This window comes from Streptomyces sp. NPDC002386 (assembly GCF_053593175.1).
This window is the reverse complement of the sequence record NZ_JBSFBX010000003.1, coordinates 277656-292953: the sequence shown is the minus strand read 5'-3', so window position 1 is coordinate 292953 and position 15298 is coordinate 277656. Positions and strand designations below refer to the sequence as shown.

The 15298-nt window shown below is 69.5% G+C and carries 14 protein-coding genes and 1 tRNA gene; 8 read left to right on the top strand and 7 right to left on the bottom strand.

Features of this window, described 5'->3' with window-relative positions; translation table 11 throughout:
* The first annotated feature begins 76 nt into the window (after positions 1 to 76).
* The 3 genes from ACWCPN_RS08460 to ACWCPN_RS08450 all read left to right on the top strand — a co-directional run bounded on the left by ACWCPN_RS08460 (position 77) and on the right by ACWCPN_RS08450 (position 3276).
* Entirely contained in the window at positions 77 to 1780 is a 1704-nt protein-coding gene (locus ACWCPN_RS08460; RefSeq protein ID WP_451203495.1) for a SulP family inorganic anion transporter, read from the top strand.
* A 547-nt stretch (positions 1781 to 2327) separates the two neighbouring features.
* Positions 2328 to 2403 (top strand) — tRNA-Arg (locus tag ACWCPN_RS08455).
* Between the two features lie 519 nt (positions 2404 to 2922).
* Positions 2923 to 3276, top strand: a complete 354-nt coding sequence (locus tag ACWCPN_RS08450) for a hypothetical protein (protein WP_451203493.1) — start codon at positions 2923 to 2925, stop codon at positions 3274 to 3276.
* A gap of 90 nt (positions 3277 to 3366) precedes the next feature.
* Here ACWCPN_RS08450 and ACWCPN_RS08445 read toward each other — a convergent pair whose 3' ends face one another.
* The 3 genes from ACWCPN_RS08445 to ACWCPN_RS08435 all read right to left on the bottom strand — a co-directional run bounded on the left by ACWCPN_RS08445 (position 3367) and on the right by ACWCPN_RS08435 (position 5746).
* The gene (locus tag ACWCPN_RS08445) at positions 3367 to 4650 is read right to left on the bottom strand and encodes a cation:proton antiporter domain-containing protein (protein WP_451203491.1); all 1284 of its coding nucleotides are present in this window, start codon (positions 4648 to 4650) and stop codon (positions 3367 to 3369) included.
* Between the two features lie 172 nt (positions 4651 to 4822).
* Positions 4823 to 5341, bottom strand: coding sequence for an SRPBCC family protein (locus ACWCPN_RS08440; RefSeq protein ID WP_451203489.1), 519 nt, complete (start codon positions 5339 to 5341; stop codon positions 4823 to 4825).
* A 63-nt stretch (positions 5342 to 5404) separates the two neighbouring features.
* Positions 5405 to 5746, bottom strand: a complete 342-nt coding sequence (locus tag ACWCPN_RS08435; protein WP_451203487.1) for a YidH family protein — start codon at positions 5744 to 5746, stop codon at positions 5405 to 5407.
* A 200-nt stretch (positions 5747 to 5946) separates the two neighbouring features.
* Between ACWCPN_RS08435 and ACWCPN_RS08430 the strand changes: the two genes are divergently transcribed.
* Together ACWCPN_RS08430 and ACWCPN_RS08425 are read left to right on the top strand one after the other, a co-directional pair.
* Positions 5947 to 6123 carry a hypothetical protein gene (locus ACWCPN_RS08430; RefSeq protein WP_451203485.1) on the top strand — a complete coding sequence of 59 codons (177 nt, stop codon included), beginning with the start codon at positions 5947 to 5949 and terminating at the stop codon, positions 6121 to 6123.
* A gap of 9 nt (positions 6124 to 6132) precedes the next feature.
* On the top strand, positions 6133 to 8304 hold the full coding sequence (locus tag ACWCPN_RS08425) for an arylsulfatase (protein ID WP_451203815.1): 2172 nt from the start codon (positions 6133 to 6135) through the stop codon (positions 8302 to 8304).
* Positions 8305 to 8321: 17 nt separating this feature from the next.
* Here ACWCPN_RS08425 and ACWCPN_RS08420 read toward each other — a convergent pair whose 3' ends face one another.
* A complete protein-coding gene (locus tag ACWCPN_RS08420; protein WP_451203483.1) occupies positions 8322 to 8609 on the bottom strand; it encodes a hypothetical protein in 288 nt (95 codons plus the stop codon).
* Positions 8610 to 8842: 233 nt separating this feature from the next.
* On the opposite strand from ACWCPN_RS08420, the gene ACWCPN_RS08415 reads away from it, so the two are divergent.
* Both ACWCPN_RS08415 and ACWCPN_RS08410 read left to right on the top strand, forming a co-directional pair.
* Positions 8843 to 9109: a hypothetical protein gene (locus tag ACWCPN_RS08415; protein ID WP_180685965.1), complete on the top strand. Its 267-nt coding sequence runs from the start codon at positions 8843 to 8845 to the stop codon at positions 9107 to 9109.
* Complete coding sequence (locus ACWCPN_RS08410; RefSeq protein ID WP_451203481.1) at positions 9106 to 9552, top strand: hypothetical protein; 447 nt, start codon at positions 9106 to 9108, stop codon at positions 9550 to 9552. The genes ACWCPN_RS08415 and ACWCPN_RS08410 overlap by 4 nt, the downstream gene beginning before the upstream one ends.
* 587 nt (positions 9553 to 10139) lie before the next feature.
* Here the strand turns inward: ACWCPN_RS08410 and ACWCPN_RS08405 are convergent.
* The 3 genes from ACWCPN_RS08405 to ACWCPN_RS08395 are packed head-to-tail and all read right to left on the bottom strand — an operon-like array spanning position 10140 to position 13970.
* A complete protein-coding gene (locus tag ACWCPN_RS08405; protein ID WP_451203479.1) occupies positions 10140 to 11408 on the bottom strand; it encodes an acyltransferase family protein in 1269 nt (422 codons plus the stop codon).
* Positions 11405 to 13573 carry a bifunctional polysaccharide deacetylase/glycosyltransferase family 2 protein gene (locus ACWCPN_RS08400; protein WP_451203477.1) on the bottom strand — a complete coding sequence of 723 codons (2169 nt, stop codon included), beginning with the start codon at positions 13571 to 13573 and terminating at the stop codon, positions 11405 to 11407. Before ACWCPN_RS08400 ends, ACWCPN_RS08405 begins: the two co-directional genes overlap by 4 nt.
* Before the next feature lie 25 nt (positions 13574 to 13598).
* Positions 13599 to 13970: a hypothetical protein gene (locus ACWCPN_RS08395; protein ID WP_451203475.1), complete on the bottom strand. Its 372-nt coding sequence runs from the start codon at positions 13968 to 13970 to the stop codon at positions 13599 to 13601.
* Between the two features lie 225 nt (positions 13971 to 14195).
* Here ACWCPN_RS08395 and ACWCPN_RS08390 point away from each other — a divergent pair, with 225 nt between their 5' ends.
* Positions 14196 to 15206, top strand: a complete 1011-nt coding sequence (locus ACWCPN_RS08390; protein ID WP_451203473.1) for a glycoside hydrolase family 26 protein — start codon at positions 14196 to 14198, stop codon at positions 15204 to 15206.
* Positions 15207 to 15298 lie beyond the last annotated feature (92 nt).

Sequence of the window (15298 nt, the reverse complement as noted above, 5' to 3'; positions counted from 1 at the left end):
TGACACCGCAGGACTTGGCCGCCGTCTCCACCCGCGCACCACGGTCCGTACCATCCGCGAAGGAGGCGGGCACGGCGTGCGACGGCTTCCCCGCGGCTCCACCGGGCTCACCCGGCCGACGCGGTCGGACCTGGGCGCGGGCTTTGTCACCGGGCTGTTCTCCATCCCCGAGGGCATGGCGTACGCCTCCATCGCCGGCTTCAACCCGATCGCCGGCCTGTACGCGGGTATCGCGCCCGCGATCGTCGGTTCGCTGACCGCTCGCACGGTCCTGATGGTCACCACGCTCACCAGTGCCATCGCCCTCACCTCGCAGAGCGTTGTGAAGGAAGTGGGCCTGGACCCCGCCGCCCCCGGGACCATCGCCACACTCACCGTGATGGCGGGCGTGGTCATGGTCCTGATGGGGGTGCTGCGGCTCGGGGCGGTGATGAGCTTCGTCTCCAACGCCGTGATGACCGGCTTCGCCACCGGCATCGCGCTGCAGATCATCACCGGCACTCTCAAGGACGCCACCGGCTACCGGCCACAGGGCCACAATCGGCTGTACCAGCTCGGCGACTGGCTCGTGCACATCGGTGACTGGCAGCTCGCGGCGACGCTGGTCTCCATCGCCACCATCGCCGTCTGGGTCCTCTGCAGCCGGGTGCGGCGGCTGGCACCGGTGGCACTGCTGATCGCCATGGTCGTGGTCAGTGTCGCCGTCGCCGTCCTCGGCACGGACGTCGAGCTGGTCCGCGACATCGCGCACATCCCGGCCTCCCTGCCCGGTGTGTCCCTGCCCGACCTGTCGGCCGTACCGCACCTGGTCGGCGGGTCCGTCGCCGTCGCACTGGTCGCGCTGGCACAGGCGGCCGGCATCGCCTCGTCCGTGCCGAACCCCGACGGCTCGCGGTCCTCGGTGAACGGCGACTTCACCGCGCAGGGGCTGGCCAACCTCGCCGGGGGTCTCCTCCAGTCGCTGCCGGCGGGCGGGTCCCTGTCGCGCACCGGCGTGGCTGTTTCCTCGGGAGCACGCACCCGCTGGGCGGGCGTCTTCTCCGGAGTCCTGCTGGCCCTGGTGGTCCTCATCTGCGCCCCCTTGGCCGAGCGCATTCCGATGCCGGTCATCGGTGGGCTGATCCTGGTCGTAGGCGGGGAGCTGATCTGGGGCAGACGTCACGACATCCTGCTGGTCCTGCGGACGTCGCGGCTGTCCTCGGCCGCCATGGTGCTGACCTTCCTCGCCACCACGCAGCTGCCGCTGCAGCAGGCCATCGTGCTCGGCGCGGTCGTCTCGCTGCTGCTGTACTGCGTCCAGGCGGCCCGCCAGGCCCGATTCCTCGCCCTCACCCGCGACACCGCGGGCCGGTGGCACTTTGCCGACCCGCCCGACCGCCTGCCGCCGGGCGAGGTGACAGTCCTCTACTACGGCGGCGTCAGCCTCTTCGCCGAACTCCCCGGCATCGAAAGGGCACTTCCCCTCACCACGAAAGCCCGTCACGCGGTGCTGATCCTCGTGGTGCGGGGGGCACCGGACGTTCCCTCCTCATCCATGGTGAAGGCGATCCGCCGCTACGCCGGACAGCTGAGCGAGGAAGGGGGACGGCTGATCCTCGCCGGCGTCACACCGGGCCTGGCCCACGTCCTGCGCGTGACCGGCATCGACCGTGACCTCGGAGAGGGCGGCCTGGTCCCCGCACAGGAAGTGGTCTTCGAGCCCCTGGACAGAGCCTTGGCCGACGCCCACGCCTGGATCGCGGACCGGTCCAGTGGGGCGGCTGAGGAGAACGGTGTATGAGCAACACTGCCGCAGGCCGATGCCCGAGGTCGGCGGAGCTGCTTTGGGCTGGAGCTGCTTTGGCGCGAGTGATCATGACCCCGTAAGCGTCCGGCGTGTCAGGCAGTCGTGGACCTGCCCGGTGAAGCACGCCGTTGGGGCCATGATCTTCGAGGCTCGCGCCAAAGCGGCTGCCGAAAACCGTGGAGCCGACCACCCCACCCCCGACGTACCTCTTCTCCCGCCTCAGCTGGCTGACTGCTCTGAGCAGGGCGGAGACACGAGCGCAGGCCCGGCCGGGGCTGGGCCGCGCGCGGGGAGCGGAGCGAGCCGGCTTGATGAGCTAGAGAAATCCGTAACTCTGGTCTGCCTGAAGCCGTGTTCCGTCTCTAGGTCTGCTGCACGACCGGGTAACGGGCGAGGTCAGGATGTCACCCGATCGTCCAGGAGACCCCCTGATAGGCCACACCACGGAACCTCCGAGGTAGCCGTGTTTCTAGCCCTGAACCACAGACGAAACCTGCACTCACAGACACTCCAGGTGTCATCATGAAGACGAAAGATGCAGGTAGGAGCCACTGGCTACAGGCCCTGTTGCTCTCCTAAAGCGGGTGTCGCAGGTTCGAATCCTGCCGGGGGCACCAGTTCAAAGGCCCCTCACCTACGGAAATCCGTAGGTGAGGGGCCTTTGACATCCACTGCTGACATCAACGAGGGCAGTCAGTGGCCCAGGATCTCCATCACGACGCGGGGCGCGACACCGGCCGCTGTGAGGAGGGTGGCCGGATCGGCCGTGCACCGCCCTTCAGGGAGTCCGGCTCCGTGGCTGGGCCTGAGCTCTGTTTGCCGACTTAAACTCCGAAAGTGGCCCATGAACGAGGCCGGGTTGGCCCTTGGCTCGACGCTGGCCACGGACAAGGCTCGTACACGTGCGGCAGAACCGCAGCACAGGGCACATCCCGTCCGGCAGATGCCCACAACTGGGTCACGATCGCAGCGCTCACTCGTCGACGAGCACGGGCAGCGCTGACGGCACCGGGCTGGGACTCGCTTTCACACGATGCGGCAACGCCTGGGACCGCGCCGCACGTCCACATCCTTGAGCGCGGTCATGCTTCTCGCGCGTCTTCGCTGCGCGAGGCAATGGAATCAGAGGTATCACCATGCAAGCACAGCGAACCAAGCGCCTTTTCGCGGTCTCCGCGGCCGGCTTTCTGATGGCTGGCGGCGCCGCGATCGGCATGGCCGGAACCGCTGCGGCGGCTCCTCCCGCTCATGCGTCCTCCTACTCGCACCACTTCGACCGCGACTGCGATGACGGGTGGAACAACAGGTGGGACGACGGGTGCGACAACTACGGCGGGTACGACCACGGCGGCTACGACCACGGCGGCTACGACCACGGCAATGACCGGGGCGGCGACCACGGCGGCTACGACCACGGCGGGTACGGCCACGGCGGTGACCGCGGCGGCGACCATGGTGGTGGCCGAGGCGGTGACCACGGTCGCAACTGATCGGGCTCGGTGAAGGAGCGGTGTGCGTCTCGTCCTCGGGACGCACACCGCGCTCTTTTCCCGCACACCACGCCTTCCGGGCTGCTCGTTCTACTCCCTGCGCCGGCCCGGGGCCGGCGCGCGCCGGATGAGGCGCCGTTCGGGAATCTCGGCCAGAGCGGCTGGTGGCGGCGCCGTTCCGGGCGGCGCGGCGAGCCGGGAGCCGTAGCGCCTGGCCAGCGGGTCCGCGCTGATCCCGTGGGCCACGACGCTGAGCAGCACCGTGAACGCGATCGTCGCGACGGCCGGCCGCACCGCAGGCCCGGCCAGGTCTTCCAGCGCAAGCAGCCCGAAGACGACCGACGCCAACCCGCGTGGCCCGAACCAGCCCACGAACAGCACGGCAGGCCGGCCAAGGCCCGCCCCGGCCAGCGCGATCCACACGGGCAGCATCCGGACCACCGTCAGGCTGAGCACCGCGTACAGCACCGTCTGCCAGGTCAGGGCGCCCAGCGCGGGCGCGACCGCGACCACCCCGAAGACCAGCCACACCAGCAGCGACAGCAAGGCACCGGTTTCCTCGAGGAAGGGAACCAGTTTCGCCGTCGGGGCGCCCGCGGCGGTGAACGCAAGGCCGCCGACGAACGCCGCGATGAACCCGTTGCCGTCCAGCGCCACCGACGTGGCGTAGCAGCACAGCGCCAGGCCGAGCACCGCAGCGCCCACGAAGCCTTCAGCCACCCGGCCCCGGCCGCAACCCACCTTGCTCAGCAGGCCACCGCCACCGCCGACCACGACCCCGACCAGCAGACCCAACGCCAGCGCGGCCACCGCCTGCCCGGGCCCGGTGGCGCCGATGTGCTCGGCAGTGGACGCCCCCGCGATGGCGACCAGCACGACCGGGGTCGCGATGCCGTCGTTGAGTCCGCTCTCGACGTTGAGCAGCCGCCTGATCCTGACCGGAACCGCCCGGTTGGCCATCACCGGAGCACCCAGCGCCGCATCCGTGGGCGCCAGGGCCGCGCCGACGAGCAGGGCAAGCGGGATACTCGCCGTCCCCGGCAGGAAGAACGCGGCCAGCGTGCCGAGGCCGATGGACAGCGGCAGTCCGATGAGCAGCAGCCGCAGGCACAGCCCCAGATCGGCCCGCAGCTCACGCAGCCCGACCCGGGACGCGTCGGAGAACAGCACCAGCGCCAGCGTCGCCTCGGCCAGTACCTTCACCACCTCCCCACTGGGAGTGATCCCCAGCGGCGCCAGCGGACCGTGGGTCAGCAGCACGCCCACGGCGGTGAACACGATGGGCGCGGTCATGTCGAAGCGTTCCAGCCGCGCCGACAGCATCCCCCACGCGAAGACCAGCCCGGCGATGATCGCCAGATCCGCGACCGTCACGGCATCACCTCGCCTCGGCCACGGCGGCGTCGGCTGAAAGGCGCCGAGTTGGCGAGCGGTCGGGACCGGGTTCGTCTCCGCACCCGGCGATGCGTCGAACCGCGAGGAACCGGATGCCGTGAGCGGTCCGTCGCCGGTCCGGAGCAGCCGAACCGGGGCGCTCCGATCCCGGTCATGCCGGCCGCCTCCCCCGGCCATTGGCACCGGCGGCGCACAGGCTTTCGAGGCGATGCGCCGAGTCACGGAACAGCTTGTCGATGTGGCGCCGTCCCGCCCGGAGAAGCAGGCGTACGAACGGTCCGCCGTCAATGGCGAGCGTCCAGTCGACCCTGGTTCTCGTATCGGTGAGCGGCGTCAGCGTCCACTGCTCCATCAGAGCGGAGACGCCCGGCACGTTGGCTTCGTGGACCCGGTAGGCGAAGCGCTCCTCCGGGGCCCAGACGATGACCTGCTCGCGTGCTCGTACGAGTCGGTACAGGCGGAAGGAGCGCATGCTGCCCACACCGTAGGGCGGCGGTCCCTCGTAGTGGACGTCGTCGGCGGGCGCGAACCAGCGGGGCCAGTTGTCGGGACGGGCGGCGATCTGGTCGAAGAGGGCGGCGGCCGGTGCCCGCAGTTCGCCGGTACAGCTTTGCCGGAAGGGGGCGTTCCCCAGGAAGGCGAGATCCTCGGGTCGCAGTCGGTATGTCATGGTCCGCGAAGTCCTCTTGTGATCGGGCAGGTTGGGACGTTCATGCGTCGGCGGTCCTGGTGGTCAGACCAGGACGAGGAGGGCGATCAGGGCGAGGAAGGTGACGGCGCCGGCAGTGACGATGGCGGTGAAGCCGACAGGGGCGAAGAGGCCGGCATCGAGTTGACGGTCGACAGCCCGGTAGCGCCAGGTGCCGTAGGCGGCCACCAGGAGACCGGCGACGAGAAGGATCACTCCCGCGGCGACGGCCCGCTCACCACGGTCAGGGGCGAACTTGGCGATCGCTATGCCGAGTGAGGAGACGCTGATACCGGTGCGCAGCCAGGCCAGGTAGGTGCGTTCGTTGGCCAGGTGGTCGCGGGCGGTGCTGCCGGTGTTGGGGCGCGGTTTGCCGGTGCCTTTCATGCCTCCTCCCGCAGTGGCAGAGGTGGCCTGATGTTCTTAGTGTGGAGGGTGTGCCGCCGTACCGCAGCCAGGTGCCGCAGGCAGCGGGGCCGGCCCGGTCGATCGCCTCATTCGGCGACACCTTCACCAATGCCTCGGAGGATCCGGGGAAGAGTGCCGACCCATGACGCTGTGCGCCGGCCGGCGGGACGGAGGGCCTCATGTCGCAGCCGTCGTGGAGGGAGTACCGGCCGGGGGCGGCGTTTCCGGGTGTGATCGGACGGACCGCCGAGGAGTCGCAGCCCGCGTGGCCGCAGCCGCTGCGGGCGACGCCGGGCGCACCGAACGTCATGTTCATCGTGCTGGACGACACCGGGTACGGGCAACTGGGGTGCTAAGGCAGTCCGATCGCCACGCCCAACCTGGACTCCCTGGCCCAAGGCGGGTTGCTGTACAGCAACATGCACACGACGGCCCTGTGCTCACCGTCGCGCTCGTGCATCATCACCGGACGCAACCACCACGCGAACGGGATGGCCGGCGTCACCGAGATGTCCACCGGTTTCCCGGGGTACAACGGGCAGATTCCGTTCGAGAACGGCTTCCTCTCGGAAATGCTGCTCCAGCACGGCTACAACACCTACATGGTCGGCAAGTGGCATCTGATGCCCTCCGAGCAGGAGTCGGCGGCCGGCCCGTACGACCGCTGGCCGCTGGGGCGCGGCTTCGAGCGGTTCTACGGCTTCCTGGGCGGCGACACCAGCCAGTGGTATCCGGAACTGGTCCACGACAACCACCAGATCGAGCCGCCGGCCACACCGGAACAGGGCTACCACCTGACCCCCGACCTGGTGGACAAGGCGATGGCGTTCGTCGCCGACGCCAAGCAGGTCGCCCCGGACAAGCCGTTCTTCCTGAACCTGTCCACCGGCGCGACCCACGCCCCTCACCACGTGCCCAAGGAGTGGGCGGACCGCTACCGGGGCCGGTTCGACGAGGGCTGGGACGCCTACCGCGAGGCCGCCTTCGCCCGGCAGAAGGAGCTCGGCGTCGCTCCCGCGGACGCCCGGCTCTCCCGCCACGATCCGGACGTGCCCGAGTGGGACTCGCTGAGCCCGGACGCACGGCGCCTGGCGGCACGGATGATGGAGGTCTACGCGGGATTCCTCAGCCACACCGATCACCACATCGGGCGGCTGCTCGCCTTTCTCAAGGAGATCGGCGAGTTCGACAACACTCTGATCATGATGGTGTCCGACAACGGCGCCAGCCCGGAGGGCGGCGTCACCGGCACCGCCAACGAGGCACAGTTCTTCAACAACGCCCCCGAGCCGCTGGAGGACAGCCTGCGCTCCATCGACGACCTCGGCGGGCCCACCACCTTCAACCACTACCCCTGGGGCTGGACGTGGGCCGGCAACACCCCCTTCAGAAGGTGGAAGCGGGAGACCTACCGCGGCGGCGCCAGCGACCCGTTCCTGGTCCACTGGCCCGAGGGCATCGGAGCACGCGGGGAGATCCGCACCCAGTACGCGCACCTCATCGACATGGTCCCCACGGTGCTCGACGCCCTGGGCATCGAGCCGCCGTCCACCATCCGGGGAGTGACCCAGTCGCCGCTGCACGGCGTGAGCTTCGCCCACACCTTCGACGACGCCGACGCACCGGGCAACCACCACACGCAGTACTTCGAGATGATCGGGCACCGTGCCATCGACCACGACGGCTGGCGAGCGGTGTGCCCGTGGCCGGGCCCTTCGTTCGCCGAGTCCGGCCGCCCGTTCGGCACCCCGATCACCGTGCAGGACCTCACCGACCTGGACGCCCATCACTGGGAGCTCTACCACGTGGACGAGGACTTCGCCGAGACCCGCGACCTGTCCGCCGAGCAGCGCGACAAGCTGGTGGAGATGGTCGCCCTGTGGTACGTCGAGGCCGGCAAGTACAACGTGCTGCCCATCGACGGCAGCGCCGTACAGCGGATGATGACCCAGCGCCCGCAGATCACCGAGGCCCGCACCAGCTACACCTTCCGCCCCGGCACCCAGAGCCTGCCGAGCGCGGTCACCCCGCGCGTGCTCAACCGCCCGCACAGTGTCACCGTCGACGCCGACCTCCCGGCGGGCGCCGAAGGCGTACTGGTCTGCCAGGGCACCGACGCCGGCGGCTGGACCCTGTTCATCAAGGACGGCCGACTGCACTACACCCACAACTACGTCCGCCGCGCCCTGCACCGTCTGACCGGCGCGGACCCTGTCCCGGAGGGCCGTCACGAGCTGCGGTTCGAGTTCGAACCCACCGGCAAGCCCGACATCCAGCACGGCAAGGGCACCCCCGGCAAAGCCCAGCTCTACATCGACCGTCAGCTGGCGGCCGAGACGGAGTTCCCCCTCACCACCCCGGTCATGTTCAACCCCGGCGGCCTGACGTGCGGCCGCAACCCGGGCTCCGCCGTGGACCCGGCCTACACCTCACCGTTCCCGTTCACCGGCACCCTGCACAGCGTGACGGTCGACCTGTCCGGAGAGCTGATCACCGATATGGACAGCGAGATGCGCATGCACATGGCCCGGCAGTAGGGCGGGGCCGCGAAGGCTCAGCCGGCGTCGTCCAGGAGCAGGCCCAGCTGAATATCCAGCCACGCCTGCTCCTGCCGCCATCTCTCGGCGGCGCTGACCAGGTGCCGACTCAGGGCCCGGACCGTCAGTGACCGCCACGGGCGGCCGTTCAGGAGAGCCGCCAGCGCGGCCACACGCTCGTCCGCTCCGGGAAGGGGCGGACGAGCGTCCACGCGGTCCATGGCCGCCAGCGCGCGGCGGCACAGCGCCTCGGGGCGGAGCGACTGCCACGCGTAGGGCGCCAGCGCCTCACATACCGAGGTCACACGGACGTCGTCCCTGGCAACCAGCCACACCATTCCGCTCGCCCCTTCCGCCCGAACGAAACCGGGCAAAACACTCATCATTCGCACCCATGGTAGGCAGCCGGCCCGCCGAATCCACCGGGCGGTGACCTACCTCACGAAGAACGTCGACCGCGCCTGCGACGCGTGAGTGCGGTAACAGTCCGCCACATTGCGAGCGGGTCACACCACACCGCGCGTGGCATACTCAAAGTATGGCAACCCGGAAGATCACCATCACCGTGCCGGAAGAGCTGGTGGAATCGATCAAGGAACGCGTCGACGCGCGCGGCGTGTCCGGCTACATCGCGGCCGCCGCCGCTCATCAGGACGCCATGGACCGACTGCGCGAGTTGGCCGAACGCCTCGAAGAAGAGCACGGCGCCGTGACGGACGACGAGCAGCAAGCAGCACTGGACCGCATCGCCGCCATCGACGGCTGGCATGACGAGCAGCGATCACATTCGGACGAGGCCGCGTGAGCCGCGCCACCCGAGCGAAGCTGCACCGGCCGCGACAGCGCGTCTTCGTGTTCGACTCCGAGGCTCTCTCCAAGGCGGTTCAGGGCGATCGGGAGATGGCTGCGCTGATCAAGACGGCTCCACGGCTCGACATCCCGATCCTCACCTCTGCGCTCACGACCTTGGAGGCATGGGACCCTCGCGAAACGTCGAGGCAGGCACTGTGGAACTGGACGCTGTCCCGGATCCGCATCGCGCACACGGACGACCAGGTGATCGCCATGGCCCGGGACATGCTGAAGGCGGCCGGCCTGCATGGACACAAGTACGCCATCGACGCCGTCCTGGCAGCTGTGGCCGGACGGGAAGCCGCGCAGGGAGCCCAGGCAACCGTCTTCACCTCCGACACCGACGACATGAGTCAACTCCTCGCGGGACACTCCGTGCGAGTCGAGAAGGTCTGACGAGAAGCCGCTCGCGCCTCACCCCGACCACTCGCCAGTTCCCCGAGCAACCCGGGTACTCGTCGGACGACGCAGTGACCGCGTTCGTTCAGCCGGTTCAGGTGACGAAAGCCCCATCACGTCAGCATGAAACGCCCGTGGTCACCCGGCATGGACGAAGCAGGGTCTTGCCTACACGCCGCTGCCACCGAAAGGCAGTTCACCCGGTGGCGAACACTCCGGCAGGCACCATGCGCGCGAGCGAGCGAAGAGCGCCGGGGGCACACGCATCACTTCGCCTCCCTGGGGTTTCTTCCCCATGGAGGCGTCCTATCCGGCCTCGGACTCCTCGTCCGGGGCCGTTTGCTTGAGCGTTCGATTCACGTCATCCGCTCGCGAACCGCGATCGCGGCACCTGGGTTCAGTGCCCGAGATGTCGCACGGCCGACCGCGGCAGCCGACTCCGCTGACCGCCTGCCCGGTCAGCCGGGCATTACGGGGGACAGGAAGACCTCCGTGCGGTGTGTTCCTGGACAGCTCCACCACATCGGAGGTCTTCGCCATGATCAAGGCCCCGGCTCCGTTGACAAGGCTCGTGATCAATACAGCTAGCGGCCGCGTCGGCGGCCCTTGGCGCGGCGGGGGTAGGGGAAGAGGCGGGGGCGGCGTTTGGCGGCCACGTCCTCTATCCAGCCGAAGAGCAGGATCGCCAGGCAGATCAGCGGGACGGCGATCACCAGCGGAGTCCAGTGGCTCGACAGCAGCCACTGCGCGTGGTCGTAAAAGAAGGCGTTGCTCCACAGCGGGTCGATCAGCGGCTCGGTCAGCACGAGGGCGAAGGCGTGCCACAGGTAGACGGTGACCGCGCGGGAGTTGAGCAGGCTGATCACGCCGTTGAACCGCTCCAGCGGTTTGGGCCACTGCTCCCAGGAGGGGCTCAGGTGGAGCAGCAGCAGCACCGCGCCGAACGACCAGATCGCCTGGGCGACCGGTACCGCCTCCAGGTCGTGCCCGAGCCGGGGGTTGTCCACCGGCGACCGCAGCAGCCACCAGCAGCCGAACATGAGCACCAGCGGTGCGACGGACGGCACGACGTACTGCGGGATCCTGCGGAGCAGCCCCTCCTGGTGGGCCATGCCGAGCAGCCAGCAGGCGCCGAAGGTGGTGAAGTCGGTGGCGGCCTGCATCAGCCGGCCGGCCTGGTCGACCAGGCCGGAGTTGATGAAGAACGCCAGCACCAGCGGCACCAGCAGGGTGACCCAGGGCTGCCTGCGCATCGCCTTGAGCATGAGCGGCGACAGCAGCACGTACCAGAGGTAGGCGCGCAGGTACCACAGCGGCACACAGATCTGTTCGGCCCAGGAACTCGGCAGGTGCCCGCCGAAGGTGTGCAGCGAGGCCCCGAAGGGCGGCTCGCTGAGCGGCAGGACCCAGTAGGCCAGCTCGCCCCACCACCAGCCGGGGTGACCGTCGTAACGGGGGCCCCAGCCCGCCAGCAGCATCAGCGGCACCACGACCGCGCCGAACAGCCACATCGGCGGCAGCAGACGGCGCAGCCGGCCCCGGATCACGCTGAGCGCCGGCCGCTTGAGGGACCGCGCCATCAGCGACCCGGCCAGCGCGAACATGACGCCCATGGAGGGGAAGACGATCGGCAGCCAGGTCCAGCCGAAGTTGTGATAGACCACGACGCGGACCAGGGCGAGCGCGCGCAGCAGGTCGAGGTAGCGGTCGCGGCCGGGCTTGGGCGCGGGGGCCGGGGCGGCCTCGGTCTCCGGGCCGCGCTGCGTGGGGATCATGCCGGGGGCCATCACCCGCAGGGCGACGGTGTCGGAGGAGTCCCGGATGCCGAAGGCGCCTGGTTCGGCGGTGCTCATGAGGACATCGCCCCCGTCGTGACGTCGAGCCCGACCTCACCGGTGCGCTTCAGCTTCTGCCAGCGCAACCGGCCCCCGGTCAGAGCGGTGATGGCGGACTGCAGCAGCACCATGTACATGAGCACCCGGTAGACCACCTGCTGGGCCGGCAGCGTGATCAGGTGCCAGGCCTTCTCCCGGTCCAGGTGGAAGGACCACCAGGCGCACACGGCCTGCAGGGCCATCACCGCGAACCAGGCGGCCAGGGTCTTGTACGCGTCGACGAAGACCACGCCGTAGACCATGCCGATGTCGATGGCGGGCGCGAGCAGCGGGGTGACCACCATGAACAGGGCGACGAACGGCAGGCCGACCCGGCCGAAGTGGCCGGCGGGGCCGCGCTCCAGCAGCGAGTGCCGGTGTTTCCACATCGCCTGCATGGTGCCGTAGCTCCAGCGGTAGCGCTGCGACCACAGCTGCTTCATGCTGACGGGCGCCTCGGTCCAGGCGCGGGCGTTCTCGGAGTAGACGACCTTCCAGCCGGCCCGGTGCAGGGCCATCGTCACGTCGGTGTCCTCGGCGAGCGTGTCGTCGCTCATGCCGCCCGCCTGCTCCAGCGCCGAACGGCGGAAGCCGCCCACGGCGCCGGGGATGGTCGGCATGCAGTTGAGCACGTCGTACATGCGGCGGTCGAGGTTGAAGCCCATCACGTACTCGATGTGCTGCCAGGCGCCGATCAGGGTGTCGCGGTTGCCGACCTTGGCGTTGCCGGCCACCGCGCCGACGCGCGGGTCGCCGAAGGGCTGCACCAGCTCACGCACGGTGGACGGTTCGAAGACCGTGTCGCCGTCCATCATGACGATCAGGTCGTACGAGGCGGCGGCCACACCGGTGTTGAGGGCGGTCGGCTTGCCGCTGTTCGGCTGCTGGATCAGCCGGACCATCGGCAGGTCGAGTTCCCGCACGATGGCGGCCGTGTCGTCGCTCGATCCGTCGTCGACCACGATCACTTCGATGGGGTGGTCGCTCGCGGCCAGGGAGAGCAGGGTGTTGGTGATGCACTCCTGCTCGTTGTACGCGGGCACCACCACGGTGACCGGTTCGGTGACCGGATCGCCCCAGGAGAAGCCCGGTTTGCGGGTGCGCCGCACGTGGACGGCGGAGAGCACCAGCATCAGCGCGAACCGCGCCATGACCAGCACGCCGACGACCGCGAGCAGGGCGACCAGCCACGGCATCAGCTCCACCGAGAAGGTGGTGCACCACAGGAACGCCTTGCCGACCCAGAGGTTGTAGCTGGTGACCCTGGTGTTGGCGGAGCCGGTGCCGAGCGCCTCGCCGGTGGTCTTGAAGGTGTAGCCCTGGGCCTTGAGCTTCTCGATGATGATCGGCAGCGCGGCCAGCGTCTGCGCCCGGTCGCCGCCCGCGTCGTGCAGCAGGATCATCTCGCCCTGGCCGGGGAGGTCGGGCATGGCGGACTTGACGATGGCGTCGACGCCGGGGCGCTTCCAGTCGTCGGTGTCCTTGTTGATGAAGGCGGTCAGGTACCCCTCGGACCCGGCCTGCTTCGTCACCGGCCACGACCAGTCGTCCAGCGCGTCCACGGTGGAGGAGTAGGGCGGGCGGAACAGGCTGGAGTGGATGCCGGCGACACCGGCCAGCGCGAGCTGGGTCTCGCCCAGCTCCCAGGTGAGCCGGGTGCCGGAGTGCAGCGCGAGGTCGGGGTGGGTGAAGGTGTGCAGGCCGATCTCGTGGCCGCCGGCCACGATCTGCCGGATCAGCGACGGGTTGCGGGTGACCATCGAGCCGGTGACGAAGAAGTCGGCGCGGACGTTCTCGTCCTTCAGCACCTTGAGGATCTTCGGCGTCCACTGGGCGGACGGCCCGTCGTCGAAGCTGAGGACGACGGTCCTGTCCGGGATCGTGTAGCTGACCGGCTTGCCGTTCCTGCCGCCGCGCGCGTCGACGACGGGGCCGCCCTCCAGCACGCTGGTCGGGACGGTGGCCTTGTCCACCGAGACGGCGATGCGCTCGTCGTGGAAGACCTCGTTGTTCTCCATGCCCCGGAGCACCATCAGCGCCAGCAGGGTCGCCAGTACGGTCACCGGCAGGAAGAAGCGCAGGGGAGGTGCGGCGAGCCGGCGCGGCCGCGCGATGGACTGCCGGGGGCGTTGGTGGCGGGACATGGACTTCCTGGTCGGTCGCGTCTGGCTACTGCGCGGTGACGGTCACGGGGTCCGACGCCGCCGTACCGGCGGTCGTCGTCGCGGTGACCGGCGCGGTGGCGTCGGGTGTGGTCGCCGGGGCGGTGGTGCCCGCCGCGGGCTCGGTGACGCCGGGGGCCGCGGGCAGCGGCGCGTTCAGGTACTGGCTGGGCGGCGTGGTGTCCGCGGTGCCGGGGACGGTGAGGGCGGGCGCCTGGGACTGGGTTCCGACCAGGCCGGAGATCATCGCCACCACGCATCCGGTGCAGAGGATGCCCACCAGCCAGCCGAGACCGCGCAGCCGGCGGCCGCGCTGGCCGGTCTGGTCGACGAAGACGGGAGCCGGCTCGACCTCTGTGGAGGCACTGGTCATCGACACCCGTGGCCTTCCTTCATCGTGTTACGTCTGCGAGTTCGGCGATACCGAAAGCAGTGAAGAGTGGGAGAAAGTAATGAACTCGGGGAGGAAAGGGACATCGACCGACCCGCTCCCGATCATGCAACTAGATTAATATGGAGGTTCAGTGAATGTCACGAGGGTCTCGTAGAGTGCCGGTGACGTAGCTTGCCTCAGCTCGCCCCTTGCCCGATCGGACGTTCACGCATGGCCATATCCCGCCGCCGCGGCCACCTGACGGCCGCCGTGCTCCTCGTGGCCGCCGTCTCGTTCCTGGCGAACGGCTGCGGCGGCGCGGGAGGCGGGGACGACGCCGGGGCGGCCAAGTCCGAAGGGGCGGCGGCGCGTTTCGAGGTCTCGTCCATGCTCAAGCCGTCCGGCCGCGCGCTGGGCGTCGTCGACGACAAGACGCCCTGGCAGTACGGCATCGTCAAGACCTTCACCAAGGAGGCCGGGCGGGCCCCCGACATCCGCGAGTACTACAGCTCCTGGGGCGACGACTTCGACACGGAGGGCAACACCTTCCTGTGGAAGCAGGGCCAACTGCCCATGATGGAGCTGGTGCCCACCGACGCCTCGCTCGCCGGCATCGCCAAGGGCCGGGACGACGCCTACGTCCGCCGGCTGGCCGGTCAGATCGCCGCCTACGACGGCCCGTTGGCCCTCTCCTTCGCCGGCGAGATGAACGGTCCGTGGAACTCCTGGGGACCCGAGCACGCCAAGCCCGCCGACTTCGTCGCGGCGTGGAAGCGGGTGCACGGCATCTTCGCCGCGCAGGGCGTCACCAACGTGATCTGGGTGTGGACCCCGCACGTGGTCGACTCCGGCACCACCGCCGAGCTGCGCCCCTACTACCCGGGCGACGCCTACGTCGACTGGGTCGGCCTCATCGGCTACTACGGGCCGATCGACGGCGTCGCCTTCTCCAGCCTCTTCACCCCCACCCTGCGCCGGATCGAGGACTTCTCCGGCAAGCCGGTGCTGATCGCGGAGACCGGGGTGGCGCAGAGCGAGGGCAAGGAGGCGCACATCCGTGACCTGTTCCGGGGCGCCGCGAAGGCCGGCGTGATCGGGCTCGTCTGGTACGACCAGCGCAAGGACTGGCCGGGCGGCCATCAGTTGATGGACTGGCGGATCAGCACCTCGCGGGGTGCGCTGGCCGCGTTCCAGGTGGAGTCGGCCCGCAGCGGCTTCGGCCATTCGTTCAAGAGCGGCTGATCCAGGGCGAGCAGGGGAATCCAGCCGCGAGCCGGCGAGGAACGACATTTACCACGGCGCATCACCGCGGCTGGCGCAAGCGGATGCCCGAA

What these genes read in the sequence shown, in the direction of transcription:
- ACWCPN_RS08450 (WP_451203493.1), top strand. Translation starts at nt 2,923, where the DNA reads ATGCAAGCACAGCGAACCAAGCGCCTTTTCGCGGTCTCCGCGGCCGGC.
- ACWCPN_RS08440 (WP_451203489.1), bottom strand. Translation starts at nt 5,341, where the DNA reads ATGACATACCGACTGCGACCCGAGGATCTCGCCTTCCTGGGGAACGCC.
- ACWCPN_RS08435 (WP_451203487.1), bottom strand. Translation starts at nt 5,746, where the DNA reads ATGAAAGGCACCGGCAAACCGCGCCCCAACACCGGCAGCACCGCCCGC.
- ACWCPN_RS08430 (WP_451203485.1), top strand. Translation starts at nt 5,947, where the DNA reads ATGTCGCAGCCGTCGTGGAGGGAGTACCGGCCGGGGGCGGCGTTTCCG.
- ACWCPN_RS08415 (WP_180685965.1), top strand. Translation starts at nt 8,843, where the DNA reads ATGGCAACCCGGAAGATCACCATCACCGTGCCGGAAGAGCTGGTGGAA.
- ACWCPN_RS08405 (WP_451203479.1), bottom strand. Translation starts at nt 11,408, where the DNA reads ATGAGCACCGCCGAACCAGGCGCCTTCGGCATCCGGGACTCCTCCGAC.
- ACWCPN_RS08400 (WP_451203477.1), bottom strand. Translation starts at nt 13,573, where the DNA reads ATGTCCCGCCACCAACGCCCCCGGCAGTCCATCGCGCGGCCGCGCCGG.
- ACWCPN_RS08390 (WP_451203473.1), top strand. Translation starts at nt 14,196, where the DNA reads ATGGCCATATCCCGCCGCCGCGGCCACCTGACGGCCGCCGTGCTCCTC.